We start from the raw sequence: 25,734 nt of genomic DNA, 5'->3' as shown, positions 1-25,734 counted from the left end.
TTGAGAGAAATTAAAGAGATGGCGCCGCATAAAGACAAAAGAAATAAAAAAAAGTATAACCAATAAACATGGGTCAAAAAGCAAATCCAATTGGTAACAGGTTAGGGATCATCCGCGGATGGGAGTCTAACTGGTATGGAAATAAAAAAGATTTTGCATCTAAGTTAATTGAGGATGATAAAATCAGAAATTATCTGAATGCCCGCATCAGCAAAGGTGGTATTTCGAAAATTGTGATTGAGCGCACGCTGGGTAAATTGATCATTACCATCCATACATCTAAACCAGGCATTATCATCGGTAAAGGTGGTGGAGAGGTTGACAGGATCAAAGAGGAGCTGAAAAAACTGACCGGTAATAATGATGTGCAGATCAATATTCTGGAGATCCGCCGTCCGGAGACAGATGCAATGATCGTTGGAGATACCATTGCCCGTCAGATCGAGAATCGTATCAATTTCAAACGTGCAACCAAGATGGCCATTGCTTCCGCCCTGAGGATGGGAGCTGAGGGTATCAAGGTTAAACTTAGCGGAAGGCTGGGTGGTGCAGAAATTGCGCGCAGTGAGGAGTTCAAGCAGGGAAGGGTGCCGCTGCATACTTTCCGGATGGACATTGATTATGCCAATGTATTCGCGCAGACCGTTTACGGAAAGATCGGAATCAAGGTGTGGATCTGTAAGGGTGAAGTACTGGCAAAAAGGGATCTGAACCCGAATTTCATAGCAGGTAATGAGAAATCTGTAAGCGCCGGCGACCGCAGGGATCATCGCCGCGATGACAGGCGTGGTGATCGCAGGGGAATGCGTGAGCGTAAAAATTAGTATAGTCGAGACTTTACCGGCTGGGATGTCTAACGGCAACCGGCGGGCTGGTCAGAGGATCAAATTGTCGAATAGTCAAATTAAATAAAGATGTTACAACCGAAGAGAACAAAGCACAGGAAAATGCAAAAAGGCCGGATGAAAGGCGATGCGAAAAGGGGTACCACTATCTCGTTTGGTTCCTATGCTTTGAAGGCCCAGGATTCTCAATGGATCACTGACCGGCAGATCGAGGCCGCACGTCAGGCCCTTACCCGTAGTATGAAGAGGGAAGGTAATGTATGGATCCGTATTTTTCCGGATAAGCCCATTACTAAAAAGCCCGCTGAAGTTCGTATGGGTAAAGGTAAAGGTAACCTGGAGTATTGGGCTGCCGTGGTACAGCCAGGCCGTATAATATTTGAAGTGGATGGTGTGAGCGAAGAAGTTGCCCGCAGAGCTTTGGCCCTTGCTTCCGGTAAACTGCCCATCAAAACAAAATTCACTATGCGGAGAGATTTAGTCACCAACTAATAATTCGAAACATGTCAAAGAAGAAAGAATATATAAATAGCATCAAAGGGCTTAGTGCCGACGACTTGAAGCTGCAGCTTGAGCAAACCAGGCAGAGACTTAAAAAACTGGAATTCGCTCATGCGATTACTCCGATAGAGAATCCGATGTCCATTAGGGGCCTACGCAAGGATATCGCCAGGATCGAAACGTTGTTGAAGCAGGGTGCTGCGACTGATAAAGCGTAACGAAATTTAGAATTAGCCAAAAGATATAAAATGTCTGAAAGAAATTTAAGAAAAACAAGGATTGGCGTAGTGACCAGCAATAAGATGGCCAAGACCATTACCGTTGCCGTGGAAAGAAAGGTGAAACACCCACTTTACGGTAAGTTCCTTAAGAAAACCTCCAAATTCCATGCTCATGATGAGAAGGATGAATGCAATGTGGGCGACATGGTTAGGATCATGGAGACCCGTCCGTTGAGCAAGATCAAACGCTGGAGGCTGGTGGAAGTGATGGAGAAGGTAAAATAATATTTATTCCGGATTTGGCATTTGGGAGACCGATTTCAAATTTCCAAACTCAAATTTTAAACAGAACAAAAATGATTCAGCAGGAAAGCCGTTTAAATGTGGCCGATAACAGTGGAGCCAAGGAAGTACTTTGTATCAGGGTGCTGGGCAATAGCGGTCAGCGCTATGCAAGGATTGGAGATAAGATTGTGGTAACGGTGAAGGATGCCACCCCGGCGGGCGGTATCAAGAAAGGAACAGTGGCCAAGGCGGTTATTGTAAGGACGACCAATAAGCTGCGTCGCAAGGACGGTTCTTATATCCGTTTCGATGACAACGCGGTGGTGATTTTGAATGCTACCGATGAGCCCCGCGGCACCCGTATTTTTGGGCCGGTAGCGAGGGAACTGCGCGACAAGGGGTTTATGAAAATAGTATCCCTGGCTCCGGAAGTACTGTAAACGCTGAATGCCGGCAGCAGAAAGTATTTACATACTCAATCTTTAAAAAATAAGCCGGGGCTTTTTGAAACAAGCACCAGGCATTAAGCTTTAAGCAGATAAATTATGAGCAACAGATTTAAACCCAAGTACAATATTAAAAAAGGCGACCAGGTGGTTGTAATCACGGGTGAAGACAAAGACCTGACAAAACCGCGTACGGTGCTGGAAGTATTGGTGGATGATGCCAAAGTGTTGGTGGAAGGCGTGAATATCAAAACCCGCCACACGAAACCATCAGCCAAGGATACCCGCGGCGGGCTGATCAAGAAAGCTGCTCCCATCCATATTAGTAATGTGATGCTTTGGGATGCTAAAGCCAAGGCGCCATCAAAAGTAAAACGGGAACGGGAAGCAGGGAAAACGACCCGGATCTTAAAGAAATCCGGATCCAAAGTTTAATATTTCATATTGTTTAATACATAGAACATGAGCACAACAACATATACACCCAGGCTTGCCGAAAAATACAGGAAAGAGGTAGCGCCTGCCCTGGTTAAGAAGTTCGCCTATAAATCTGTTATGCAGGCTCCGAAGCTGGAGAAGATCTGCCTGAACCGTGGTGTGAACGGGGCGGTGACCGACAAGAAACTGGTGGACATCGCTGCAGATGAACTCTCTACCATTACCGGGCAAAAAGCGGTAGTAACCAGCTCTAAAAAAGATATTTCGAACTTTAAGCTGCGCAAGAGCATGCCTATTGGCGCCCGCGTGACCCTCAGAGGCGAAAAAATGTATGAGTTCCTGGACCGCCTGGTGTCTGTAGCCCTGCCTCGCGTAAGAGATTTCAAAGGGATCAATGAAAAATCTTTTGACGGTCGTGGTAATTACACGATGGGTGTAACTGAACAGATCATCTTTCCGGAAATTGATATCGATAAAGTGAATAAGATCACCGGAATGGATATTACGTTTGTTACTTCGGCGCAAACCGACGAAGAAGCTTTTGAATTGCTGAAAGAATTGGGGCTGCCTTTCAAAAATGTAAAAAAATAATTGCCCTCGCAGAAAAAAATTGAAATTTAGAAAATATGGCAAAAACTTCAGTTGTAGCGCGTCAACGGAAAAGAGAAAAGATGGTTGACCATTTCGCCGCCAAAAGAGAAGAGCTTAAAAAAGCTGGTGATTGGGCCGCTTTGGACAAACTTCCCATTAACTCTTCCCGCGTGCGTTTAAAAAACCGTTGCCAGCTAAGTGGCCGTCCTAAAGGGTATGTCAGGTATTTCGGTATATCCAGGATTGCGCTGAGAGACATGGCACTGAATGGGAAAATCCCGGGACTTAAAAAAGCGAGCTGGTAATCTATTCAGATCAACGGTGTAAGACAGGACGATTTATCAGATGATAAACGCCCAAAAATTAAGAACTGATTTAATCTATACTTAAAAATGGTAACAGATCCAATTGCAGATTTTTTAACAAGAATTCGTAATGCACAGATGGCCGGCCATCGTGTGGTGGATATTCCAGCATCAAACCTCAAGAAAAGAATTACTGAAATTCTTTACAACCAGGGTTATATCCTCAAATACAAATTTGAGGAAGATCAGAAGCAGGGGATCATCAAGATCGCACTGAAATATGATGCAGGCACTAAGCAACCGGCTATTCAAAGCCTGGAGAGAGTGAGTCGCCCGGGATTGAGGCAGTATGCAAAACCCGCCGAGATCCGTCGTGTGAAAAACGGACTGGGTGTTGCCATCCTGTCCACATCCAAAGGTGTGATGACCGATAAAGAGGCAAGGGCCCAGAATGTGGGCGGCGAAGTTCTTTGTTACATTTACTAAGAATCGGGGTGATGCTTTTCACTTTTCTGGAAAGCGGAGTCCCGGCTAAAATAGGTCCAAATGACAATTTAAGGTCTCTATACGGAACCTGAACACATTTGGACAGTATATCGAACCCATTGGGCGCAATGCCCTTTCATTATTGATTCAAAAATAAAGTTATGTCACGTATAGGAAGACAACCGGTAAGTATCCCTGAAGGAGTAACCGTTCAGGTTGATAAGGAGAATGTGGTAACGGTTAAAGGAAAAAAAGGTCAGCTCAGTCAGGAAGTGGACCGCGATATTAAAGTTGAGGTTAAAGACGGTGAGATCGTGTTGACCAGACCGACAGACCAGATCAGGCACCGCGCCCAGCACGGCTTATACCGCGCGTTGCTGGCAAACCTGGTGAAAGGAGTATCTGAAGGATACTCTAAGAAAATGGAACTTGTAGGTGTTGGTTTTAAAGCGTCCAACCAGGGAAATTTACTGGATCTTTCTCTTGGATATTCACATAATATTATTTTTGCCGTTCCTTCAGAGTTGACTGTAGCCACTGAAACGTTGAAAGGACAAAATCCTACCATAACAATTTCAGGGAGCGACAAGCAACTGGTGGGCGCAGTGTGCGCAAAGATCCGCAGCCTGCGTAAACCAGAACCTTATAAAGGCAAAGGTGTTAGATTCGCGGGTGAGGTAGTTCGGAAGAAAGCGGGTAAATCTGCAGGTAAGTAAATAAAGTTCAGCAATTGACGGAGAGCGGTAACAATTTGGAAAAACAGTTTCGCAATTCCGGGACCGCGATGAGGCGGGTACAAATAACAAATTGAAAGAAAATGGCAAACACAAAAACGATCAGGAGAAATAAAATCCGTAACACTATTCGCCAAAAATTGAGTGGCACGGCCGAAAAGCCCAGGCTGGCTATATTTCGCAGCAATACGGATATTTATGCTCAGCTTATCGATGATACAAAAATGGTTACCATCGCTGCAGCTTCTTCAAAAGATAAAGATATCACCACGGAGGCTGGTACCAAGATCGAGAAGAGTAAATTGGTAGGTGTTGCAATAGCAAAAAAAGCTGTCGGCCTGAATGTGACGAAGGTTGTTTTTGACAGGGGGGGGTACCTGTATCATGGCCGTGTAAAAGCCCTGGCTGATGGTGCACGCGAGGCCGGGTTAGAGTTTTAATCAAGTATAATTATAAATTGAAATAATGTCAAAAGTTATTTTTAACAAAGTAAAAGCGACCGACCTCGAACTGAAAGACAAAGTCGTATCAATTAATCGTGTGGTTAAAACCACTAAAGGCGGACGCGCTTTCAGCTTTTCTGCCCTGGTTGTGGTGGGTGACGGGAATGGTATCGTAGGTCACGGACTTGGAAAGGCCAAGGAAGTACAGGAAGCTATTACGAAAGGAATTGAAGACGCAAAAAAGAACCTGATCAAAGTGCCTATTCTGAAAGGTACCGTGCCTCACGATCAATGGTGCAAGGAAGGGGCTGCCAAGGTGATGATTAAGCCGGCTACTCCCGGTACCGGCGTAATTTCCGGAGGTTCCATGAGAGCTGTTCTTGAAGCCGTAGGTATCACAGACGTACTCGCAAAGTCGCTGGGGTCCGCAAATCCGCATAATGTTGTGAAAGCCACTGTTAAAGCGCTTGCCATGATGCGTGAACCGGTAAATATAGCGAGGACCCGTAACCTGGGCCTAAAAAAAGTTTTTAACGGATAGGGGGGGGATGTAGGATCTGACCCCGGGAGGGGTTATTGATATTTCCCGTAGATCCGGTAAGAGCAGGCAGGAAGGGAGTTGAGCCCGATGAGCTCTTGATATGAACAACAGCAAATATTCAGTTAGTTATAAATTAGTCATACGTATTTGCTTCCAGGTAAACCAGATGGCAGAAAGGTAGCCAAGGAAGAAAACAAATAATATTGAAATGAAAAAGCTTAAGATTACATTAATAAAGAGTCCGATTGATCGACCCGCACGGCAAAAATTGACCTTGCAGGCGCTGGGGCTGAATAAAACCAACAGCAGCAGGGAAGTGGAAGCGACTCCTCAATTGCTGGGCATGATTCGTAAGGTTGAACACATGCTTAAAGTAGAAGAAGTTTAATCGATCTGATCTGGATGCAGGGACAGCGGTCATCCTTAAAAGGCTGCGGCGAGTTCCGGAAAACCCCGCGTTCAGGTGTTATAATTTAGAGGATAGTATTCCGGGGCGCAAGTAAAAAGAAAAAACATGAAATTACACGAATTAAAACCTGCTAAGGGTTCTGTACACAAGGAAAAAAGAATTGGCCGGGGTGAAGGCAGTGGTTACGGTGGTACTTCCACAAAAGGTAACAAAGGTGGTCAGAGCCGCGCCGGTTATAAAAGGAAAATGGGGCATGAAGGGGGCCAGATGCCTATTCAGCGTCGTATTCCCAAGAGAGGATTTAAGAATCCGCATCGCGTGGAATATAAAGTGGTGAATGTTGGCCAGTTGGATCAGTGGGCTGAAACTTACGGACTGAAAGAATTCACGCCGGAGAATATGTATGAGATTGGTTTGATCAGCCAGACAGACAAACTGAAATTGCTGGCGAAAGGCGAGCTGAAAGGAAGTTTCTCTGTGAAGGTAAACGCGGCCAGCGCCAAAGCCAAAACAATTGTGGAGGGAGCAGGCGGAACCGTAGAAATCGTAAAATAGATCCTTCAAATACCGGCGCAAGTATTAGCGTCATTCATTTGCCGAATAGATAAAAAAGAAGTCAGGTGAAAAAACTAATTCAAACACTAAAGAATATCTGGAGTATCGAAGAACTCAAGAGCAAGATTCTTTATACTTTACTGCTTGTGGCTGTTTACCGGGTGGGTGCTCATATCGTGTTGCCGGGCATCAATCCGATTATTTTAAAGGAAGTTAGTCAAAACAACGCCCGCACAGGTATCCTGGATCTGATCAATACTTTCGCAGGAGGCGCTTTTAACATGGCCTCTATTCTTGCGCTGGGGATCATGCCCTATATCACCGCTTCTATCTTTGTACAGCTCATGACCGTTCTGGTTCCATCATTCCAGAAAATGCAAAAAGAAGGGGAAAGCGGTAGAAAGAAAATCAATCAGATTACCCGATATATCACCGTAGTTGTTACCCTGGTGCAGGCGTTCGCCTATGTAACCTATTTGAGGCAAACCTCCGGTCAGGCTATCGTAGCCAGTTACCCCGCTGCTTTTTTTGTATTCACGACGGTAATCATTCTTACGGCAGGAACATTGTTTGTGATGTGGCTGGGCGAGAAGATCACGGACAAGGGACTCGGTAACGGTACATCCCTGATCATCATGGTGGGAATTTTGGCACGTTTTCCGCAGGCGATCGTGCAGGAACTGACTTTCAGATCTACCCGCACCGGTGATATTTTGATCTTTATAATTGAGATCGCACTTTTTATAGCTATCAATATGGGTTGTATCATGCTGATTCAGGGCGTTCGTAAAGTTCCCGTGAATTATGCGAAACAAATTGTGGGTAACCGTCAGTTTGGAGGCGCCCGCCAGTTTTTACCGCTGAAGGTTAACAGCGCGGGTGTAATGCCGATCATTTTTGCGCAGGCCATCATGTTCGTCCCCACACTCTTCACGATGAGCAACCCTAATACAAACCTGGGGAGGGCGTTTACCGATCATACAAGCGGATGGTATATGCTGATTTATGGCGGTGTGGTGATCGGATTTACTTTCCTGTACACGGCATTGATATTTAATCCCAAACAGATTTCGGACAACCTCAAACAAAACAACGGGTTCATTCCCGGGGTGAAGCCAGGTCAGCCTACAACAGATTACATCGGTACCATTATGGACCGTATCACCCTACCGGGATCTGTCCTGCTGGCGTTCGTGGGTATCCTGCCCGGAATCATTCAGTTGCTGTTCGGTATGACTCAGGGATTTGCCATGTTTTTCGGTGGAACTTCTCTGCTGATCAACGTGGGCGTAATTCTGGATACACTCCAGCAGATTGAAACGCAGTTGATGATGCGTCAATATGATGGCCTAATGAAGAGCGGCCGGATCCAGGGGAGACAGAGTTCATCTGCAGTGCAGTATTAAATTTCTTAAAATATTCGAGTCAAACCCGGTAGAAATTCATCGCCGGGTTTTTCGCTTAAAATCCAGCATATGATCCATATAAAATCTGATGAACAGGTTGAATTAATGCGCAAGAGCGCTTTATTGGTGAGCGATACAATTGCTGAAGCCGCCAGGATTCTGAAGCCTGGTATGACTACCGTTGAGCTGGATCAGGCAATTGATCAATTTATTCGTGATCACCATGCTATTCCTTCTTTTAAAGGCTACGGTCCCCGGGAAAACCCATTTCCAGGTGCGGCATGTATTTCGGTGAACGATGTGGTTGTTCACGGTTTTCCAAACAAGGAGCTGCTTAGAGAGGGTGATATTATTTCAGTTGATGTAGGTGTGATTCTGAATGGCTGGCATGGTGATAGCGCCTATACTTTTGCGATTGGTGAGCCCGATCCCGCTGTACAGAAAATGATCCGGGTGACCAGGGAATCTCTTTATCTGGGCATTGAAAAAGCAATTGCAGGCAACCGTGTGGGAGACATTGCCGCAGCCATTCAGGAGTACACCGAAAAAGTACATGGATACGGCGTAGTCCGGGAATTAGTCGGGCACGGTCTGGGAAGAAATCTGCATGAAGATCCTCAGGTACCCAATTACGGCAGGCGGGGTACGGGTACGATGCTGAAGAAGGGGATGGTGCTAGCCATTGAACCCATGATCAACCTGGGAAAGAAGGACGTGTTTACGGATGACGATGGCTGGACGATCAGAACCCGTGACGGGAAGGCTTCTGCGCATTTTGAACATGACGTTTGCGTCAAGAGAGGTAAGGCTGATATTCTCTCTGACTATTCCGGCATCGAGGAGGCGGAAAGAAAGAACCCCGAACTGTTTGTAGCTTATTAAATGAATCGTATTCTACGGTAAATCGAACTGTTCATCTCCATCGGCCACATTCAGGTTTTGACGGCGTTTCCAAAAGAGTTGTCGCTGACTATCAAGAGAAGTACCAGGTATATCTTTTTTATTTGTTATAGAATCCGGCCATCCAGCGTGGTGTTATTAAAAAGTTTTTAAATTTATTGCGGATTAACCATGCAAGTCGGTCATCAAAATACGAGCACGGACAAGCAACCCGTGGCTGTTATAGTGGGTGGCGGCGCTGCCGGTTTTTTCTGCGCGATCAACGCAGCCCGGCTGAATCCTTCTTTGAAAGTGATCATTCTGGAAAAGACAGGCAAGCTCTTGTCCAAGGTAAAAATAAGTGGTGGTGGCCGTTGTAATTTCACCCATGCCTGTTTTGAAAGGGAGGTGATGGCCAGACAGTATCCACGCGGTGAACATTTTGTCAGGAAGATCTTCCATCAATTTTTTACAAACGACATTATCGAATGGTTCGCAAAACGGGGTGTAGCGCACAAGACCGAGGCTGATGGCAGAATATTCCCGATCAGCGATTCGTCTCAATCAATTATTGATTGCCTGTTGCATGAAGCCTCCGATTATCGGGTGGAAGTCCGGACGCATGTTCAAATTGAACGAATATCACTTGTAGGTGATAAATTTCTGTTAACTCATTCCGATGGTCAGCAAATTGAGGCTCATTATGTTTGTGTAGCAACAGGCGGAAACTTTTTTGGGGCAGACTCCCGCTGGCTGAAAGAACTGGGTCATACCTTTATTCCGCCGGTACCGTCGCTTTTTACCTTCAATCTGCCAGGCAACCCAATCAGAAGTTTGATGGGAGTCAGTCTGCCCGACGTCCGAATTAAAATAGCCGGATCGGGGAGGCAGGAGCGTGGCCCTTTATTAATAACACATTGGGGGCTGAGCGGGCCATGCGTATTGCGCCTGAGCGCTTTTGCCGCCAGGGATCTGGCAGATGTCCATTGGCAATTTGACCTGCGTGTTAATTGGTTACCACATCTGAATGAGCAAATACTCAGGGAACAACTTAGCCAGTTGCGGGCAACTCATGCATCGCAAAGAATATTTCATAGAAATAATTTTGGGCTTCCTGCGCGACTTTGGGAGTTTCTTTTGCAGGAGTCTGATATCCCCGAAAGTTTACGGTGGGCCGATCTTTCTGCCAAACAATTTCAAAAGCTGGCTGGGAACCTACAGGATTGGCACTGCGGTGTGAAGGGTAAATCGGTATTCAAGGAAGAATTTGTTACCGCGGGCGGCATCAATCTCCGCGAGATAGATCACCGGACAATGATGAGCAAGATCGTACCCAATTTGTATTTCGCGGGCGAGATCATTGATGTGGATGGAGTTACAGGAGGATTCAATTTTCAGAATGCGTGGAGTACGGGATTTGTCGCCGCAAAGGCCATTACAACGCGGGTTTCCGGGAATTAGCCGATCTCTTCATGGACTGCGATTTGCACAAGCTAATGGCCGTTAGATTTGATTAGAACGGGCTTGTAAGCCTCGTTGGCATTCGAAAAACTTTGGTTAAAACTTCTCTTTCAGGATTCTTGCTGCGATCTTATCAACCGGTAGTGTCATAAGATCCTCATTAAAATAAGACCAGTCTACAAATCTGAAGATTTCTGAGACCTTGTCGGGATATACAGCGCGCCCGTTATTAACCGGATAGTTTAGCGGCTGAAGCGATTTAATCACATAGTAAATGGAAATCAGCTGGTGCGCATCATTAAAAGCTGACTGCTGGAAATAATCCGTGGTATACAGGTGATCTAATACTTCGATCCTGATATTCATTTCTTCCATACACTCCCGCTTGATACAGTCGATAGTACCTTCTCCAAATTCCAGGCCGCCGCCGGGGAATTTTGTAACCTCGAGGTTGTGGTTCAAAATCCGTTCGTCGCTAACAAGTACTTGCCGGGCATCATTGATCAATACGCCGTAAACCCTAATATTAAATGCAGTTATCATATTAAATATTCAGATCGATTGTTCCTTCAAAAACCTTTGTTGCAGGGCCTTTCAGCCAGATCCTTTCGTAAGTGCCATCGGTGTTCCGTCTGAATCTGACGGTCAGTTGACCACCGGGTGTGTCAATATACACTTCATTGAATCCATTTTCATTATGAAAATAAACCAGGGCTGAAGCGGTAACTCCCGTACCGCAGGAAAACGTTTCATCTTCCACACCCCGCTCATAGGTTCTTACAACAAGGTTGTTGTCATCTTTTACTTCCACGAAGTTTACATTGATTCCTTCTTCATTGAAGTCGTTATTGTAACGGATCTTTCTCCCTTCTTTGATGACATCCACTTTTGATACATCTTCAACGTTTTTTACCAGATGAGGAGAACCTGTGTTTACGGTACTATCGCCGTGATACTTACTGATTTCGTTCACGTCTCTCATCTTTAGCGATACGATTCCCGGATCGTAGATGGCAGATTCATGCGGTCCATCCACGGCCAGGAAATTAAAATTTGTCTTGACCATTCCGGTATCGTAGGCAAACTGCGTGATGCATCGGCCTCCATTTCCGCACATGCTTCCTTCTTTGCCATCGGCATTATAATATACCATCTCAAAATCATATTCGGTGCTGCTGTTCAGCATCATAAACCCATCTGCTCCGATTCCAAAGCGCCGGTCACAACATCGTTTAATAACTTCTTCCGTCAGTCCGTCGTATTTGTGGTTGCGGTTATCCACCAGGATAAAATCATTTCCGGTTCCCTGGTATTTATAAAATTTCATAGTCATGTTATATCAGAATTGGGATGTAAATGCTTCAAGGAATTTGATGATCAGGTTTTCGATGGCTGCCTTGCTGTCTTTGCTAAATTCCCCTCTGATCCTGTTGTCTACAATAACATTTAGCGCCAGGCATTGATGCCCCAGTAATCTACCGAGGCCATAAATCGCGGAAGTTTCCATCTCGAAATTGGTGATCCTGTGTTGCCCGAATCTGAAGTCGGTCAACCGGTCAAGCAGCTGAGGATACTGAACGCCGAGGCGAAGTATTCGGCCCTGAGGTCCATAAAATCCGGGGCAGGTTACGGTAATTCCCTGGTGAAAGCCCTGCGCAAAGTGTTTCAGCAGGCCGACTGCCGCGCCGGTGATATAAGGATCGGTGCCCCTTCCCTGCATTTGAACGTGGGTAATGAATGACTGCAGGATGAGTGATTCCTCATCGGTCGGCTCATACCGGTAAAAGCTGAGGAGGTTATCGATTCCAAGGCCATGGGTTGATGCCACCAGGCTGTCGACCGCGATATCTTCCTGTAAAGCTCCGGAAGTCCCCACTCTAATGATTTTCAGGCTTTCGGTTTTGTCTTTAATCTCCCGGGTCTCAAAATTGATGTTTACGAGTGCATCGAGTTCATTCATTACGATATCGATATTATCCGGTCCGATCCCTGAGGACAGGACAGTCAGTCTCTTCCCGCCTACAATGCCAGTATGGGTTACAAACTCGCGGTGCTGCCGTTTTACTTCAATGCTGTCAAAATATTTGCTGAATTCCCGGACTCTATCCGGGTCGCCGACAGTGACAACCGTGCCGGCTAGTTCCCCGGGTTTCAGGTCCAGGTGATAGACTGCGCCGCGGTCATTCAGGATTAGTTCAGATTCCGCTATGGCCCCCATAATTTTCTGTTTAACCTCGTCAAATATTCAGCAAAATTACCCTATTTTTGCAAGCCTTCAAAGAACAATTGAAGTAAGGGTTGGGTGTGTGGCACGGAAAAGGTCTGGTGCCTACCTGCGGCAGGTAAATTCGCCTCTGGCGGATAGGCAGAGAAAATAGAAATGGTCTCGTGGCCGAGTGGCTAGGCAGAGCTCTGCAAAAGCTCGTACAGCGGTTCGAATCCGCTCGAGACCTCAAAAAGGAGATATTTCGGAATGAATATCTCCTTTTTTTTAAGACCAATATTTAATAAAAATTAATTATTTAATTTCAGCAGATGCAACAAGTAAAAAAAGGTGACAAGGTTAAAGTTCATTATCACGGGCGGCTGACCAACGGCGAGACTTTCGACAAAAGCGAAGGACGGGATCCGCTGGCATTTGAAGTGGGCAGCGGAATGGTCATCAAAGGATTCGATGACGGTGTGACAGGAATGACCGTTGGTGAAAAGAAAACGATCACCATCCCGGTTGATGAAGCTTACGGGCCACGAAATCCCGAAATGATGATCAACATGCCCAAAGACAGATTTCCGGAAGATATGACCCTGGAAGTTGGTTTGCCGGTACTGATGAGCGACAACCAGGGGCAACAGTTTCAGGTAGTCGTTTCAGAAATTCTCGACAACGAAGTGGTCCTGGATGCCAATCACCCACTGGCCGGTCAGGAACTGATTTTCGATTTGGAACTCGTTGAGATTGAAGGTGGTAGCCCGCTGATCATATTGCCCTAGACTGCCGGTAGAACCAAGGTGGGATATTTACATAGTGATTTTGGCGACGGAATTTGCTGGTTCCGGCACAAACCTGATTTTTATCACAAAATTTTATGATATATTCGATTTGTGCCGAAGGGATTAATTACGTATCTTTAAGGAACATTACAAAGTACGGTTAAGCCTTGGAGCGATTCACAACATATCGGTTCCCCTTCTCACTCACAACTGTGTACTTTTCGCCATTTTATTATCTCACCTTTAAATTTTACAGACATGGTACTGGAAGAAATCTCACACCTTATTGAGGACTGCAATTCCAAAAGAGAGGAATTAAGCAAATTCCGTGAGGCTATTAACGATTCCCAGAAGACGCTGCTCGGGGTTGCATCCAAACGATTGAACAAAGATGATCTTGAAGACCTGGAACATTACCAAAACCAGTTTCATATTCAGTTGATTAACATTCACGACATGCGGCATGAGCTAAAGGTCTGTCAGCATCGTTTAAAGGTGGAAGGCCATCTGGAAAATGGTACGTCCGAAGAAACGATGGAGCAGTATAATCAGCTTTCTACGGAATATGAATCTCTCGAAAGCGCGCTGACCCAGTTGCGCGTTGATTTTGATGATTTTCTTTCCAGGACAAAGTGATCAAACCTACCGGTCCAAAGTTTTATCGCCGGTTAATTTTTTTTTGCACCATCACTTTGAAGAGAGGTGATGGTGCAATGTTTTTGTGGGAAGAACATATTAAGAATTTATATGCAGTCTGAAAAACAATATACTGTAACCGACCGTTTTTTGCGTTATGTAACGATCGATACCCAAAGTGATCCTTTTTCCGCTACACAGCCTTCTACAGCCAAACAAAAAGATCTGAGTGATCTGCTCGTTAGAGAATTGAACGGGATGGGTATTACAGATGCTCACCTTGATGAATTTGGTTACGTGTACGCGACAATCCCTTCCAATAGTGAAAAACAAGTCCCGGTCATTTGTTTTTGCAGTCATGTAGACACATCCCCTGACTGTTCGGGCAAGGGTGTGAAACCCATTATTCACCGGAATTACGACGGCGGAACTATAAATCTGCCCGATGATAAAGCACAGGTGATCTCATCAGATCAGCACCCCTATTTAAAAGAGAAAAAAGGGGAAGATATTATTACCGCTTCAGGTACAACCCTGCTGGGTGCTGACGACAAAGCTGGCGTGGCCATCATCATGGACCTGGCACACTTCCTGGTTTCGCACCCGGAAATAAAACATGGTGATATCCGGATCCTCTTTACACCCGATGAAGAAATTGGCCGGGGCGTTGACAAAGTGGATCTCGAGAAACTCGGGGCGCAATTTGCCTATACCCTCGATGGTGGAATGAGAGGTAGTTATACCGATGAAACTTTTAGCGCGGACATGGCTGTATTTACTTTCTACGGTATCAGCGCACATCCCGGATACGCCAAGGGCAAGCTGGTCAATGCGATCAAGGTAGCAGGATCCTTCCTGGATCTTTTGCCGAAAGACCGGTTCAGCCCCGAAACCACTTCGGATCGCGAGGGATTTGTGCATCCAACGCATATTTCGGGTAATCCTGAAAAGGCGACTGTGGGTTTCATAGTCAGGGATTTTAAGACATTGGCACTTGCCGCTCACGAAAACGAGTTGAAAATGCTGGCGCAGAAAGCTGTGGATCAGCATGAAGGAGCTGCCTTTGAATATGAAGTGGCGGAACAGTACCGGAACATGAAAGAAATACTGCAGGACCATCCTCAGATGGCGGACTACGCAGAACTAGCGATGTTGCGCAGCGGGGTGAAATTCCAGCGGGAAAGTGCCCGGGGAGGCACCGACGGTTCCAGACTGTCGTTCATGGGATTGCCCTGTCCCGATATTTTTACCGGCGAAATGGCTTTTCACGGAAAACATGAATATGTGAGTATCCAGGATATGCAGAAATCAGTGGACGTATTGGTGGAATTGGTCCAGGTTTGGGAGCAGAATACCAAATAAGCTATACGTGCCGGGTGAGAACCTTAGAAACCTGTTTTAAATCTCTTTATAATTTTCTTAACCTTATCTTGCATTAAAATTTAAACAATGAATTTCTTACTAAACTATTGGTGGCTGATAATACTTTTCTTTATCTTCCTGAGTGGTTTTTTCACGGTCAACCAGGGATATATCGGTGTGATCACCATGTTTGGAAAGTACCAGCGTATCGCCCCCCCGGGTTTGAGACTAAAAATTCCTTTCCTGGAACAATTGTATAAAAAAATATCCATACAGAACCGTTCAGTGGAACTGGAGTTTCAGGCGGTAACACAGGATCAGGCAAATGTATACTTTAAAAGCATGCTCTTGTATGCGGTGCAAAATGCGAACGAGGATACGATAAAAAAAGTGGCCTTTAAATTTATCAGTGACCGCGATCTGATGCAGGCGCTTATCAAAACAATCGAGGGTAATGTGCGTTCCTTCGTAGCTACAAAAAAACAGGCTGAAGTATTGGGCCTGCGCCGCGAAATTGTTCAGTATGTGAAAGATGAAGTGGATGCCTCCCTGGAAGATTGGGGATATCACCTGCAAGACCTGCAGATCAATGATATTACGTTCGATAAAATGATCCTGGATTCCATGAGTAAGGTTGTTGCCAGTAATAACCTGAAAGCTGCTGCAGAAAATGAAGGGCAGGCTTTATTGATTACCAAGACAAAATCTGCTGAAGCGGAAGGTAATGCAATCAAGATCAGTGCTGAAGCTGAAAGGGAAGCCGCGAAACTCAGAGGCCAGGGAATTGCATTATTCCGGGAAGAAGTAGCAAAAGGATTGTCGTCCGCAGCCGAAGAGTTGAGGCAGGCTAACCTGGATACAAATTTCATTCTTTTCAGTATGTGGACGGAAGCGATTAAGAATTTTGCTGAATACGGCAAAGGCAATGTGATCTTCCTGGATGGAAGTATAGAAGGAATGGATAAGTCGATGAAACAATTCCAAGCGCTGATGCTACGTCAGGCTGGAACGGATTTGTGAGATGACAGATATTACCTCTTCAACTTCCCAGGAAAGTGGCTTTAACCATCCTGTCTTTCCCCTGCATATCCTGTTTCAGGATCGTATTGTATTGTTTTGACTGGAGAAGTGTCATCACTTCAGATCCCAGTTCCTCATGGATTTCCACATAGATCCTGCCGCCGGGTTTCAAGGTCTTCAGTCCCAGTTCGGCGATCTTTTCGTAAAACAGGAGTGGATTTCGATCAGCTACAAACAGGGCGATCCCAGGTTCAAAATCGAGGACATTCGGTCTCAGGCTTTCTTTGTTGTTTTCAGGTACATAGGGTGGGTTGCTGACAAGAATATCCACCTGCGGAATTTTATCCCACTCACTGGTATTTAGGATATCCAGCAGAAAAAAGTCGATCTCAGCCTGATGGCGCGACGCATTTTTCCGGGCTACAGCAAGAGCTTCCGGGCTGATATCGCATGCGTAGACTTTCGCCTGCGGAAGTTTCCTTTTCAACACAATCGGGATACACCCGCTGCCCGTTCCCAGATCAAGGATAGAAAGGTTCTGGCTCTGCTGGTTCTCTTTGATGATCCAGTCGACCAGCTCCGCTGTCTCCGGGCGGGGTATCAACACGTTTGAATCCACATACAAAGGGATATCGTAGAACCAGGCTTCCTGAAGAATGTACTGAACCGGCTCATTGTTTAGCAGTCGCTTTTGAATTTCTTCAAGCCGCTTTATCTGTTCTATGGTCAGCCCGGCAGCGTAAGCACCGGATCTGTGAGGTGTCTGACCGGTGATATTTTCAAATACCAGGGATGCTATATTTCCGGCTTCGTCTCCCGGATAAATTTGCCCGATAGCCGATTTGAACGCTTCAAGTAAGTCGTTTTGATTCTTCATAACACATTATAAACTAGCTACAGGGTAATATCAGCTTCCCGGTACACCCTGAATTCAATTAAATTTGTAAAATTATGAACAAAACGATTCACAACCAGTTTATGCGGCGTTGCCTGAATCTGGCCAGTAACGGCGGCAGGATGGTTGCGCCCAACCCGATGGTAGGTGCCGTACTCGTTCATGAAGGGAAAATAATCGGGGAGGGTTTTCATCAAAAATATGGCGAAGCGCATGCTGAAGTGAATTGTATCCGGGATGCGCAGCGTGAACATGCCGGACTGATCAGTCAGTCTGTGATGTATGTTTCCCTGGAACCCTGTGCCCATTTTGGAAAGACGCCGCCTTGTGCCGACCTGATCATCCGGCACAGGATACCAAAGGTGGTGATCGGGTGCCGGGATCCTTTTGAAGCGGTGAACGGGCGGGGCATAGAGCGGCTCCGTGCTGCCGGCGTGGACGTTGAGGTGGGTGTTATGGAGGACAATACCATCAACCTGAATAAGCGATTTTTTTGCTTTTATGAGAAGAAACGACCATATATATTTCTAAAATGGGCGCAAACCCCGGGCGGTATTATGGGCAGCACTACGGACCAGAGACTTAAAATAAGCAATGAGATTACCAACCGGGTGGTGCATAAATGGCGCAGCCGGGAATCGGCAATACTGATTGGTGCAAACACAGCCATTCTGGACGACCCGTTACTGGATAACCGTTACTGGTATGGCGAAGCACCTTTGAAAATTATCCTGGACCCGGACCTGCGTGTTTCCACTGACCTTCGTTTATTCAGGCAGGGCAGTGGCGCGATCTTATATAATATCCGCAGCAACCGGACAGGAGAAGGTCTGAACCTTGTAACGCTGGATGGCAATGATTTTTTAACTGAACTGATGCACAACTTGTATGAAAGGAAAATACAAAGTGTACTGGTTGAAGGTGGACGATTCACCCTGCAATCACTGATAGATAAGGGTTTCTGGGATGAAGCGATGGTTATAACCGGCAATTCCACGCTAACCGGGGACGGCGTGCAGTCGCCCCAGCTCCGGGATTATTTGAACATCGGGACGCGACAGGTTTCAGGGGACCGGATTGATTACTTTAAGAGTGTTCATAATGTTTATTGTAGATAGTACGGCATGAGTAGAAAAGAATTTTTCCAGACCATTGAAACTTCGGGAACGGCATCATTTAAAGACCGGGGGAGCCGCTTCCTTGCCTATGCCTTTCCCCTGACGGACCTTGCAGATTTTAAGGAAAAGATAGCCGCGCTTAAGAAAGAACATCCTAAAGCGAATCACATTTGTTTTGCGTATCGATTGGGTACAGACGAAAACCAGTTCAGGGTAAGCGACGCGGGCGAGCCATCAGGTACGGCTGGTCGGCCAATTCTGGGGCAGATCGACAGCCGCGAACTTACGGATATTCTGGTCGTGGTAGTACGTTATTTCGGTGGTACGCTGCTTGGCGTCCCCGGCCTGATAAACGCATATAAATCGGCGGCTTCGCTTGTTCTGCAGGTGATACCCATTGTGCGAAAACCAGTATTGGTATTTTACCAGGTGCAGTTTGATTATACGAAAATGAATGAGGTCATGTTGATCGTGCGTCAGACAGGCTGTGTGATCCGTAGGCAGGATCTCCAACTTTTTTGCCTGCTTGATCTGGGAATTCCTCTGTCAAAACTCACTGAGGTACTTTACAGGTTTGCTGACCTTCGCGATGTTACTTTACAGGCCGTACAGGATCGTTCCTGAATCAAACACCCGGAGGCAAACGGGGTCTTCATCCATCGCGTTTAATTAGGATCTTTCGGATCAGGTATCGCTTTTTGGCTTTCCTGATCCAGAATCTTGATCTGCATCACCTCAGCGATACTCCTGGCTCTGATTAAGATCAGGCTTGCTTTTTCGCCTTCAAACAATTCTTCCACTGTACTGTTGAACAATTCAAGCCACCGGCTGAACATCGGTTTATTCATGGGCATTTGATGATGAAGTTTTCTGTGAACGATCATCGGGTTTCCTTCGTATTTACCAGTATAGAAAAGCACATTGACCCAGAAGTTTACAAATGTCGAATTAAATTCTTCCGCTTTTGCCTGATTGAAATTGAAATAGGGACCCAGTAAAGGATCCATACAGAGCTTTCCGTAAAATCTCTGCACGAGTTTTTCAATGTCAAAAGGGTCCAGGATATCCGGGTTCATCTTGTCAGGTTTGGATTAGGTACATAATAGCATCCTCATCATGTCGAATTCGGCCGATTATAGATCTTTTTTCTTGAATCTGACCAGGGAAATCCAGAACGGAACAACAATCCACAAAATCAGCAGGCAAAGTGCAATGAGCAAACCCGCAGTATTTCCAAAGAAATTCTTGAAGATGGCGCCGGTATATCCCATCATAGCGGATACATCCATATGCAACTGCATCATGATCCGGCTAAGATCAATGGGGCTGAGTGCAGAAAGGACCACCATCGGCTTTTCAATGGGGTAATCGGCAAACTGGAATAGCAGGAATAGCAGCAGTCCATCAAACAAAAGGGCAAAGAAAAGCCACACCATGATGGCAATACCAATACCCTTGGCCTTGTCTCTGGTTAAAATGGCGCATAGACATGCAAGCGCTACGAAAATGACGGTCACTAAAGTGCCGATCAGGATCATGATTAGTCCCAGGTCCCAGGGTGCGTACAAAACGAGGGGAATGCCTGCACTCAGTAAGAACGCAACTACCAAAGAAACGGAAAGCCCGGTAAAAAGACTGATCCAGATTTTCCGGCGCTGGACCGGCTGGCTGAGCAGTAGCTCTATGAATTCATTACTGTTGTACAGGTAAATCGTTGAGAATATAATACTCACCAGCGGCACCGTCAGCAGGATGATACTCTGAACGGTCAGAACACCTTTCGTGGGGTTGTCTTCAATATTAAAGGCGCTGAAACACAAAATGGCCAGTAGTAGCGTGTAGGCAATGACCATTTTGTTTTTAATGATATCCAATATCACATATTTGATGATCCTGCTCACTTTGCCTCCTTTTTTAATACGTTTGCGATCGCTTTTGCCAATTTCTGTTCACCTGTATTTTCCTGTAGTTGTGACATTGTCTGGTGAAACCGAACCCTGCCGTCCTGCATGTAGATGATTTCAGTTACCAGGTCGTCCAGTTCGCTCAACAGGTGTGATGTAATTAAGATAAGTTTTCCCTCTTCTTTTTCGCGAATGATCTTTTCCTTTAGTATATCTGATGCCAGCGGGTCCAGTCCTGCGGTAGGTTCATCAAGGATCAGCACATCCGGATGAAACAAAAACGCGAGGGTAGCACTTACTTTCTGCGTGGTCCCACCTGATAGCGTACGCATTCTTTTGTCAAACAGGGACGGGAGTTCAAAGGCGTCCACCAAGTCTGTATCGTGTCTGGTTGCTGTATGCCGGATCCTCTTGATCATTTCGATAATATGTCCTATCGTCATATTATCCGGGTAACGTCCTATCTGCGGCATATATCCGATCTGGTTGCGATATAAATAATCGTTGGCGATATTCTTGCCATTAAAAAGGATCTCGCCCGAGCTAGAGACCACCATCCCGAGTATCGACTTGATAAGCGTCGTCTTACCGCATCCGTTGGGCCCGATAAGCGCGATGCACTGACCTTTGCGGCAGGTTAGCGAAACATCATCCAGTGCTTTTAATCGTCCGAATGATTTTGATATATTTTTAATTTCGATCATAATTTCAGAGGTTTCATGAGTGGTTTTTCATCCACGAAAGCATCGGGGGTGAGGCTGGGTATCAGCTTTTCGCTTCTATCCAGCAGGGTTACCATAAAACTCCGGAAGAGGATCATGGCCGGGGGGTATTTTTCGATGATCATCGAGAATACGCTCAGGGGATGGAAATGCACATCGCCGATCCCATCGCGGTTCAGATCGTAGCCCTCATATTTGTCCCAATAGTTTTCTTCAAACTTGTTTGCCACCAGAGTGCCGTTTGTACTGGCATCAAAAGTGTTGGAGTAAAAATTATTTCGGGTGATGTAGTTGTCGAGGCAGCTCGCCTGAATCTTCATGCCCCACCCGTTATGGGCGAAAATATTTTTTTCAATCTGCATTCTGGTTGCCCCTTCCATGAAGATGCCCGATGTATTGTTGGTAAACTTGTTCCCGCTGATAATGCCGTCTGAAATTTCCTTTAACAACAGACCGTAAGCAGCGTCTCCCCAGTTTTCAATAAAGTAATTGTTAAACATGGAGACCCTTTTGGAAAACATCACAGCTACACCCGCACCATTGTTCTTAAACGTATTAGCCAGGTACATATCGTCATTGGAAAACATGAAATGAAGGCCGTATCGGATATTCCGGGTGGAGGTGTTGCCCCAGATCACTGAGTGGCTGACAAACTCGAAATAGATCCCGTCCCGGCATCCGCTAATCTGGTTTCCCAGGATTTGCAGGGTGTCACTACGCCAGCAGTGGATCCCATTTCCCGATTCCTGTTCGCCTTTCCCATAGGCGGTGATGATATTGTTTTTGACAATACAGTGTGTGCTTTTCTGGAGGTAAATACCAAAAAAGTTATCATCCAGTTGATTCTCCAGGATTTCAACATATTTGGTATTGTACACTTTAATTCCACACGGATCTTCCAGTGAGGCCACATTTGATCGGATTACCCTGAACCCTTTAATCGTTGTGTAAGGTGCTTTAACCGAAACGACTTCCGTCTTTTTTTCCCCATCCAATACCGGGTAATTCAGTCCTATCAGGGTAAGCGGTTTAGAGATAACAATATTACCTTCCCTATACAGCCCTTCGTGCACGTATACGGTGTCTCCCGACGACGCTTTCTCAAGCGCATCTTTTATTTTTTGATAGGGCTGATTGCGACCAACATGAATGACACCGGCCTGCACGCAGGAAAAACTGGTGCAAAAAGCAAAAAGCAGAAAATACTTCATTTGCGAATTTAAGGCTTAACGACTTGCCAGGAGGCTGTTTCGGCCTGTAGCCTGGCCGCATTGGACGAGGCATCTTCCTGATTGCTGAATGCAGCTGTATTACCACCCATCGGACTTCTCAATTCGCCATTCCTGATATAATATGCTTTTGTTGCATCTATAAACTTCTCGGGGCTCACAAAATCAGCCACAAAAAGCCTGGCGCCGGAAGTGGTTTCCTTGTTCGCTTTCACATATCCTACCAGACAATGCAGGTCATCAAATTTGTAAACCCTGCCTTTTACAGTAATCAGTTCTGTAGCAAATTTCGGGTCTGCGATAGTCATTTTGCAGAAATCGCAGTGGTCGCTATTCAGTTTCACGGGTTCCGGACCTTTTTCTGAGCAGGCTGCCAGTGTTAAAGCCAGAAACACGGTCAATGTCAGCGTTTTTATGTTCATGATTTATTTTTTTTCTTTTTATACCACCCAGTCGCTACCACGAGCACCATTAACAGGCCGGCACCTACAAACATCCATCCGCCCGTATCGGGGACTGAAAAAGCGCCAAAGTTCAGTAATTGTTTAAATCCGATCAAAGGCGGCTGATAAGCCATACCCGGGACCTGAATGGCGGCGTTGGGGTTCAGGTTGTGCCCGTAATCGTATTCCCATCTCCAGAAATCCACCATCGCCACAATACCAAAAAGGATAAAGGCGATCAGGACAACATTCAAAAGCTTTTTACTGCCTATGATGGCAACCAGCAGGGTGCCAAGCGCAAATACGGCGATGATGTAGGGCAGGACAGTAAATTCAACAAAATCATTGGCGTGAAGTGTTTTCATGCCAATGTAGTGATTCAGACCATTGATGATCTCTACATCTCCGGCAAGTTTATCGGAATAGATTTTCAATTTAAGCCCTTCAGGATACTGAGGGGCATCGAGGTCAATTTGCCATATCGGCAAAAAGATTGAAGCAATCAGCAGGCCGGTGGCCAGTAGCATAAGTACTCTGGAAGCAGCACTTAATTTGTTATTTTTCGTTTTCATCTTTAACAGTTGTACCCGTTTCCGGGTTTGTTTACCAGGTCTACGATCAGGATGAATAACATGTTATAACGGAATTGTATCGGTTAATCAGAACCAGATCCTGTTTTTGTTCACCGTGCAATTTGTCCGCTAACATATCTGTGATTAAAACACGTATTGATTGATAAGATTGGGAGACGTCGAAAAACAAAGGGGACAGTGATTGGTTTACTGCCCCCTTTTTAAAAATGTATTCAGGCTATTATCCTAACCCTATTTCTTTGAGGAGTCAGTTTTTGCGGCATCCGAAGTGCCCGTAGCGTTGTCACCACCAGGTGCGGTCTTACCTGTACCAAATTTGAGTGGGACATTGGAACCTGCGGGTGATATTCTTATATACCCCTGCATTTCCTGGTGCAATGCACTACAGAAATCTGTGCAATAGAATGGGAAAATACCTACGCGATCGGGGATCCACTTCAGTGTACAGGTCTCTCCGGGCATCACCAGAAGTTCGCCATTGTCGGCGCCTTTCACACCAAAACCGTGCGGGATATCCCAATCCTGTTCCAGGTTGGTCATATGGAAATACACCTCATCACCCATTTTCACCCCTTCAATATTATCCGGTACAAAGTGGGATCTGATTGCAGTGAGGTATATGTGCACTTCTTTTCCGTTTCTAACGACTTTCGCTTCGCTTTCACCTTTTGTTACATAAGGATGCATGTTGTCTTCGATCTTGAAGATCTTCACCGAGTTATTCCTGATCAGATCTGCCGGGGCTGCCTGTGCATAGTGTGGTTCTCCGATAGTGGGGAAGTCCAGAATCAGTTGCATCTTATCGCCGGATATATCATATAACTGGGCGCTTTGAGCGAGCTCTGGTCCTGTGGGCAGGTAACGGTCTTTAGTGATCTTATTATAGGCAATTACATATTTGCCGTAAGGTTTACGCGTATCGCCGCCGGGTACGGAAAGGTGACCTACTGAATAGTAAGTGGGAACCCTGTCAAGGATTTTCAGGTCTTTCACGTTCCATTTTACGATTTCTGAGGAAACAAAGAAAGAAGTGTATGCGTTTCCTTTATTGTCGAACTCTGTGTGGAGAGGCCCCAGACCGGGTTTTTGCACCTCACCGTACAGTGCAGCTTCGTACTTAATAACCGGGATACCATCATATTCTCCATCAAAAGTTTTATTTGCGATGGCTTTTTGAATTTTATCGAAGCTGAAAACCGGAAGCAGCGCGGCTAGTTTACCGCTTCCCACAATATATTCTCCGGTTGGGTCTACGTCACAGCCGTGCGGTGATTTGGGACATGGGATCATATAAACGATGTCCTTCAGTTCTTTGGTATCCAGTACTATAACTTCGGTCCTGATTTCTGACTTGGCTGTATGCGTTTTTTCATCCCAGGTGTTATGGGCATATTTAACAGCCGTTTTCTTTCCTTTTCCAGCTTTCAGATATTCTTCTGCCTTTTTCCAGTTAACAGCCATAATGAAGTCTTTATCCTTCTGTGAGGCATTTACTTCCAGCAGGGTGTTTGCCTGTTCAGAGTTATAGCAGGAGAAAAAGAACCATCCATGTGATTTGCCTTTTCCGGCGTGGCTAAGGTCAAAGTTCACACCCGGGCATCTCAATTGAAAGGCTATATCCATTTTGCCATCATCCTTATTCACGCTGATGAAACTGATATATCCTTTAAAGTTCTGTTTATAAGATGCGATAGGTACATCACCGTTTACGTCATCAGGAGGTACGCTGAAACGTGTACCTGCTACAACGTATTCGCTATTCTCCGTTGTGAAAGGCGAGCTGTGGTTTCCTGCGCTGTTTGGCAACTCAATAATTTCTACGGTCCGGAAGGTTTTCAGGTCTACTCTGGCAACGCGGGGGGTATTATTCGCGTTCCCGAACACCCATTTTCCGTCCAGTTCGCCATTGGTCTGGCTCATTTCTACGTGGTGGTAATCGTCCCAGGGCACAAAACCATGTGATGTGTTGAGCATGGGTTTGGTCTCTTCACTGTAACCCCATCCTTTTTCAGGATCAACGGAAAATACGGGGATTACTCTGAGCAGTCTTCCGCTGGGCAGCCCATAAACGCTGAGCTGGCCGCTAAAGCCACCACTGACAAAATCGTAGAACTCATCGTATTTTCCCGGGGGTACGTAAGTTTTCTGAGCGGCATCGGCACTAACGGCACTACCTGCGTTTTTGGGTTTGCAGGAAGTAAAACCATATGGCAATGCAATGATTATTGCAGCCGCAATAAAATGGTTGACAAACTTTCTCATATATAGGATTTTA

The 25,734-nt window shown here is 45.7% G+C and carries 34 protein-coding genes and 1 tRNA gene; 24 read left to right on the top strand and 11 right to left on the bottom strand.

Features of this window, described 5'->3' with window-relative positions; genetic code table 11:
• Positions 1 to 68 precede the first annotated feature (68 nt).
• From rpsC to AC3WS5_RS15615, 17 genes are all read left to right on the top strand, one after another.
• The gene (gene rpsC / locus AC3WS5_RS15695; protein ID WP_492468350.1) at positions 69 to 824 is read left to right on the top strand and encodes a 30S ribosomal protein S3; all 756 of its coding nucleotides are present in this window, start codon (positions 69 to 71) and stop codon (positions 822 to 824) included.
• A gap of 90 nt (positions 825 to 914) precedes the next feature.
• Positions 915 to 1,337, top strand: a complete 423-nt coding sequence (gene rplP / locus AC3WS5_RS15690) for a 50S ribosomal protein L16 (RefSeq protein ID WP_492468349.1) — start codon at positions 915 to 917, stop codon at positions 1,335 to 1,337.
• An 11-nt stretch (positions 1,338 to 1,348) separates the two neighbouring features.
• The gene (gene rpmC, locus AC3WS5_RS15685) at positions 1,349 to 1,564 is read left to right on the top strand and encodes a 50S ribosomal protein L29 (protein ID WP_492468348.1); all 216 of its coding nucleotides are present in this window, start codon (positions 1,349 to 1,351) and stop codon (positions 1,562 to 1,564) included.
• Positions 1,565 to 1,594: 30 nt separating this feature from the next.
• Entirely contained in the window at positions 1,595 to 1,852 is a 258-nt protein-coding gene (gene rpsQ, locus AC3WS5_RS15680; protein ID WP_492468347.1) for a 30S ribosomal protein S17, read from the top strand.
• Positions 1,853 to 1,923: 71 nt separating this feature from the next.
• Positions 1,924 to 2,292, top strand: a complete 369-nt coding sequence (rplN, locus tag AC3WS5_RS15675) for a 50S ribosomal protein L14 (protein ID WP_492468346.1) — start codon at positions 1,924 to 1,926, stop codon at positions 2,290 to 2,292.
• A gap of 105 nt (positions 2,293 to 2,397) precedes the next feature.
• Positions 2,398 to 2,733: a 50S ribosomal protein L24 gene (rplX, locus tag AC3WS5_RS15670; protein WP_492468345.1), complete on the top strand. Its 336-nt coding sequence runs from the start codon at positions 2,398 to 2,400 to the stop codon at positions 2,731 to 2,733.
• 27 nt (positions 2,734 to 2,760) lie between these two features.
• The gene (gene rplE / locus AC3WS5_RS15665; protein WP_492468344.1) at positions 2,761 to 3,327 is read left to right on the top strand and encodes a 50S ribosomal protein L5; all 567 of its coding nucleotides are present in this window, start codon (positions 2,761 to 2,763) and stop codon (positions 3,325 to 3,327) included.
• A 35-nt stretch (positions 3,328 to 3,362) separates the two neighbouring features.
• A complete protein-coding gene (gene rpsN / locus AC3WS5_RS15660; RefSeq protein ID WP_492468343.1) occupies positions 3,363 to 3,632 on the top strand; it encodes a 30S ribosomal protein S14 in 270 nt (89 codons plus the stop codon).
• A gap of 87 nt (positions 3,633 to 3,719) precedes the next feature.
• Positions 3,720 to 4,118, top strand: coding sequence for a 30S ribosomal protein S8 (gene rpsH, locus AC3WS5_RS15655; protein WP_492468342.1), 399 nt, complete (start codon positions 3,720 to 3,722; stop codon positions 4,116 to 4,118).
• A 161-nt stretch (positions 4,119 to 4,279) separates the two neighbouring features.
• Positions 4,280 to 4,834, top strand: a complete 555-nt coding sequence (rplF, locus tag AC3WS5_RS15650; protein ID WP_492468341.1) for a 50S ribosomal protein L6 — start codon at positions 4,280 to 4,282, stop codon at positions 4,832 to 4,834.
• Between the two features lie 101 nt (positions 4,835 to 4,935).
• Complete coding sequence (gene rplR, locus AC3WS5_RS15645; RefSeq protein ID WP_492468340.1) at positions 4,936 to 5,292, top strand: 50S ribosomal protein L18; 357 nt, start codon at positions 4,936 to 4,938, stop codon at positions 5,290 to 5,292.
• 25 nt (positions 5,293 to 5,317) lie between these two features.
• Positions 5,318 to 5,836 carry a 30S ribosomal protein S5 gene (gene rpsE, locus AC3WS5_RS15640; protein WP_492468339.1) on the top strand — a complete coding sequence of 173 codons (519 nt, stop codon included), beginning with the start codon at positions 5,318 to 5,320 and terminating at the stop codon, positions 5,834 to 5,836.
• 208 nt (positions 5,837 to 6,044) lie between these two features.
• The gene (gene rpmD / locus AC3WS5_RS15635) at positions 6,045 to 6,224 is read left to right on the top strand and encodes a 50S ribosomal protein L30 (protein WP_492468338.1); all 180 of its coding nucleotides are present in this window, start codon (positions 6,045 to 6,047) and stop codon (positions 6,222 to 6,224) included.
• A 126-nt stretch (positions 6,225 to 6,350) separates the two neighbouring features.
• Positions 6,351 to 6,800: a 50S ribosomal protein L15 gene (gene rplO / locus AC3WS5_RS15630; protein WP_492468337.1), complete on the top strand. Its 450-nt coding sequence runs from the start codon at positions 6,351 to 6,353 to the stop codon at positions 6,798 to 6,800.
• Between the two features lie 65 nt (positions 6,801 to 6,865).
• A complete protein-coding gene (gene secY / locus AC3WS5_RS15625) occupies positions 6,866 to 8,206 on the top strand; it encodes a preprotein translocase subunit SecY (protein ID WP_492468336.1) in 1,341 nt (446 codons plus the stop codon).
• Positions 8,207 to 8,275: 69 nt separating this feature from the next.
• Positions 8,276 to 9,088, top strand: coding sequence for a type I methionyl aminopeptidase (map, locus tag AC3WS5_RS15620; protein ID WP_492468335.1), 813 nt, complete (start codon positions 8,276 to 8,278; stop codon positions 9,086 to 9,088).
• 189 nt (positions 9,089 to 9,277) lie between these two features.
• Positions 9,278 to 10,546: a BaiN/RdsA family NAD(P)/FAD-dependent oxidoreductase gene (locus tag AC3WS5_RS15615; RefSeq protein ID WP_492468334.1), complete on the top strand. Its 1,269-nt coding sequence runs from the start codon at positions 9,278 to 9,280 to the stop codon at positions 10,544 to 10,546.
• A gap of 96 nt (positions 10,547 to 10,642) precedes the next feature.
• Here AC3WS5_RS15615 and AC3WS5_RS15610 read toward each other — a convergent pair whose 3' ends face one another.
• Genes AC3WS5_RS15610 through AC3WS5_RS15600 form a run of 3 tightly spaced genes read right to left on the bottom strand, consistent with a single transcriptional unit; the run spans position 10,643 to position 12,764 of the window.
• A complete protein-coding gene (locus AC3WS5_RS15610) occupies positions 10,643 to 11,089 on the bottom strand; it encodes an NUDIX hydrolase (protein ID WP_492468333.1) in 447 nt (148 codons plus the stop codon).
• A 1-nt stretch (position 11,090) separates the two neighbouring features.
• Complete coding sequence (dapF, locus tag AC3WS5_RS15605; RefSeq protein WP_492468332.1) at positions 11,091 to 11,873, bottom strand: diaminopimelate epimerase; 783 nt, start codon at positions 11,871 to 11,873, stop codon at positions 11,091 to 11,093.
• A 12-nt stretch (positions 11,874 to 11,885) separates the two neighbouring features.
• Entirely contained in the window at positions 11,886 to 12,764 is an 879-nt protein-coding gene (locus AC3WS5_RS15600) for a nucleoside phosphorylase (protein WP_492468330.1), read from the bottom strand.
• Positions 12,765 to 12,928: 164 nt separating this feature from the next.
• Here AC3WS5_RS15600 and AC3WS5_RS15595 point away from each other — a divergent pair.
• The 5 genes from AC3WS5_RS15595 (at position 12,929) to AC3WS5_RS15575 (ending at position 16,555) form a co-directional block, all read left to right on the top strand.
• Positions 12,929 to 12,999, top strand: a tRNA-Cys gene (locus tag AC3WS5_RS15595).
• Positions 13,000 to 13,081: 82 nt separating this feature from the next.
• Positions 13,082 to 13,537 (top strand): FKBP-type peptidyl-prolyl cis-trans isomerase, encoded by a 456-nt coding sequence (locus AC3WS5_RS15590; RefSeq protein WP_492468329.1) that lies wholly within the window; start codon positions 13,082 to 13,084, stop codon positions 13,535 to 13,537.
• Between the two features lie 258 nt (positions 13,538 to 13,795).
• Positions 13,796 to 14,173, top strand: coding sequence for a hypothetical protein (locus tag AC3WS5_RS15585; protein WP_492468328.1), 378 nt, complete (start codon positions 13,796 to 13,798; stop codon positions 14,171 to 14,173).
• 111 nt (positions 14,174 to 14,284) lie between these two features.
• A complete protein-coding gene (gene pepT / locus AC3WS5_RS15580; protein WP_492468327.1) occupies positions 14,285 to 15,535 on the top strand; it encodes a peptidase T in 1,251 nt (416 codons plus the stop codon).
• 87 nt (positions 15,536 to 15,622) lie between these two features.
• Complete coding sequence (locus tag AC3WS5_RS15575; RefSeq protein WP_492468326.1) at positions 15,623 to 16,555, top strand: SPFH domain-containing protein; 933 nt, start codon at positions 15,623 to 15,625, stop codon at positions 16,553 to 16,555.
• A gap of 19 nt (positions 16,556 to 16,574) precedes the next feature.
• Here the strand turns inward: AC3WS5_RS15575 and prmC are convergent, their stop codons facing one another.
• Positions 16,575 to 17,432, bottom strand: a complete 858-nt coding sequence (gene prmC / locus AC3WS5_RS15570; protein WP_492468325.1) for a peptide chain release factor N(5)-glutamine methyltransferase — start codon at positions 17,430 to 17,432, stop codon at positions 16,575 to 16,577.
• 74 nt (positions 17,433 to 17,506) lie between these two features.
• Here prmC and ribD point away from each other — a divergent pair, with 74 nt between their 5' ends.
• Both ribD and AC3WS5_RS15560 read left to right on the top strand, forming a co-directional pair.
• The gene (ribD, locus tag AC3WS5_RS15565; protein ID WP_492468324.1) at positions 17,507 to 18,568 is read left to right on the top strand and encodes a bifunctional diaminohydroxyphosphoribosylaminopyrimidine deaminase/5-amino-6-(5-phosphoribosylamino)uracil reductase RibD; all 1,062 of its coding nucleotides are present in this window, start codon (positions 17,507 to 17,509) and stop codon (positions 18,566 to 18,568) included.
• A 6-nt stretch (positions 18,569 to 18,574) separates the two neighbouring features.
• Positions 18,575 to 19,192: an IMPACT family protein gene (locus AC3WS5_RS15560; protein WP_492468323.1), complete on the top strand. Its 618-nt coding sequence runs from the start codon at positions 18,575 to 18,577 to the stop codon at positions 19,190 to 19,192.
• 41 nt (positions 19,193 to 19,233) lie between these two features.
• Here the strand turns inward: AC3WS5_RS15560 and AC3WS5_RS15555 are convergent, their stop codons facing one another.
• The 7 genes from AC3WS5_RS15555 to nosZ all read right to left on the bottom strand — a co-directional run bounded on the left by AC3WS5_RS15555 (position 19,234) and on the right by nosZ (position 25,721).
• The gene (locus AC3WS5_RS15555; protein WP_492468322.1) at positions 19,234 to 19,644 is read right to left on the bottom strand and encodes a group III truncated hemoglobin; all 411 of its coding nucleotides are present in this window, start codon (positions 19,642 to 19,644) and stop codon (positions 19,234 to 19,236) included.
• Between the two features lie 57 nt (positions 19,645 to 19,701).
• Entirely contained in the window at positions 19,702 to 20,469 is a 768-nt protein-coding gene (locus AC3WS5_RS15550) for an ABC transporter permease (RefSeq protein ID WP_492468321.1), read from the bottom strand.
• A complete protein-coding gene (locus AC3WS5_RS15545) occupies positions 20,466 to 21,176 on the bottom strand; it encodes an ABC transporter ATP-binding protein (protein WP_492468320.1) in 711 nt (236 codons plus the stop codon). The genes AC3WS5_RS15550 and AC3WS5_RS15545 overlap by 4 nt, the downstream gene beginning before the upstream one ends.
• Positions 21,173 to 22,405: a nitrous oxide reductase family maturation protein NosD gene (locus AC3WS5_RS15540; protein WP_492468319.1), complete on the bottom strand. Its 1,233-nt coding sequence runs from the start codon at positions 22,403 to 22,405 to the stop codon at positions 21,173 to 21,175. Before AC3WS5_RS15540 ends, AC3WS5_RS15545 begins: the two co-directional genes overlap by 4 nt.
• 8 nt (positions 22,406 to 22,413) lie before the next feature.
• The gene (locus AC3WS5_RS15535; RefSeq protein ID WP_492468318.1) at positions 22,414 to 22,845 is read right to left on the bottom strand and encodes a nitrous oxide reductase accessory protein NosL; all 432 of its coding nucleotides are present in this window, start codon (positions 22,843 to 22,845) and stop codon (positions 22,414 to 22,416) included.
• Complete coding sequence (locus tag AC3WS5_RS15530; RefSeq protein ID WP_492468317.1) at positions 22,842 to 23,438, bottom strand: hypothetical protein; 597 nt, start codon at positions 23,436 to 23,438, stop codon at positions 22,842 to 22,844. Before AC3WS5_RS15530 ends, AC3WS5_RS15535 begins: the two co-directional genes overlap by 4 nt.
• Positions 23,439 to 23,690: 252 nt before the next feature.
• On the bottom strand, positions 23,691 to 25,721 hold the full coding sequence (nosZ, locus tag AC3WS5_RS15525) for a Sec-dependent nitrous-oxide reductase (RefSeq protein ID WP_492468316.1): 2,031 nt from the start codon (positions 25,719 to 25,721) through the stop codon (positions 23,691 to 23,693).
• Positions 25,722 to 25,734 lie beyond the last annotated feature (13 nt).

The organism is Niabella sp. CPT15-335-S11, assembly GCF_058792415.1.
The sequence above is the reverse complement of the archived record's forward strand: the minus strand, read 5'-3'. Positions and strand labels throughout refer to the sequence as shown.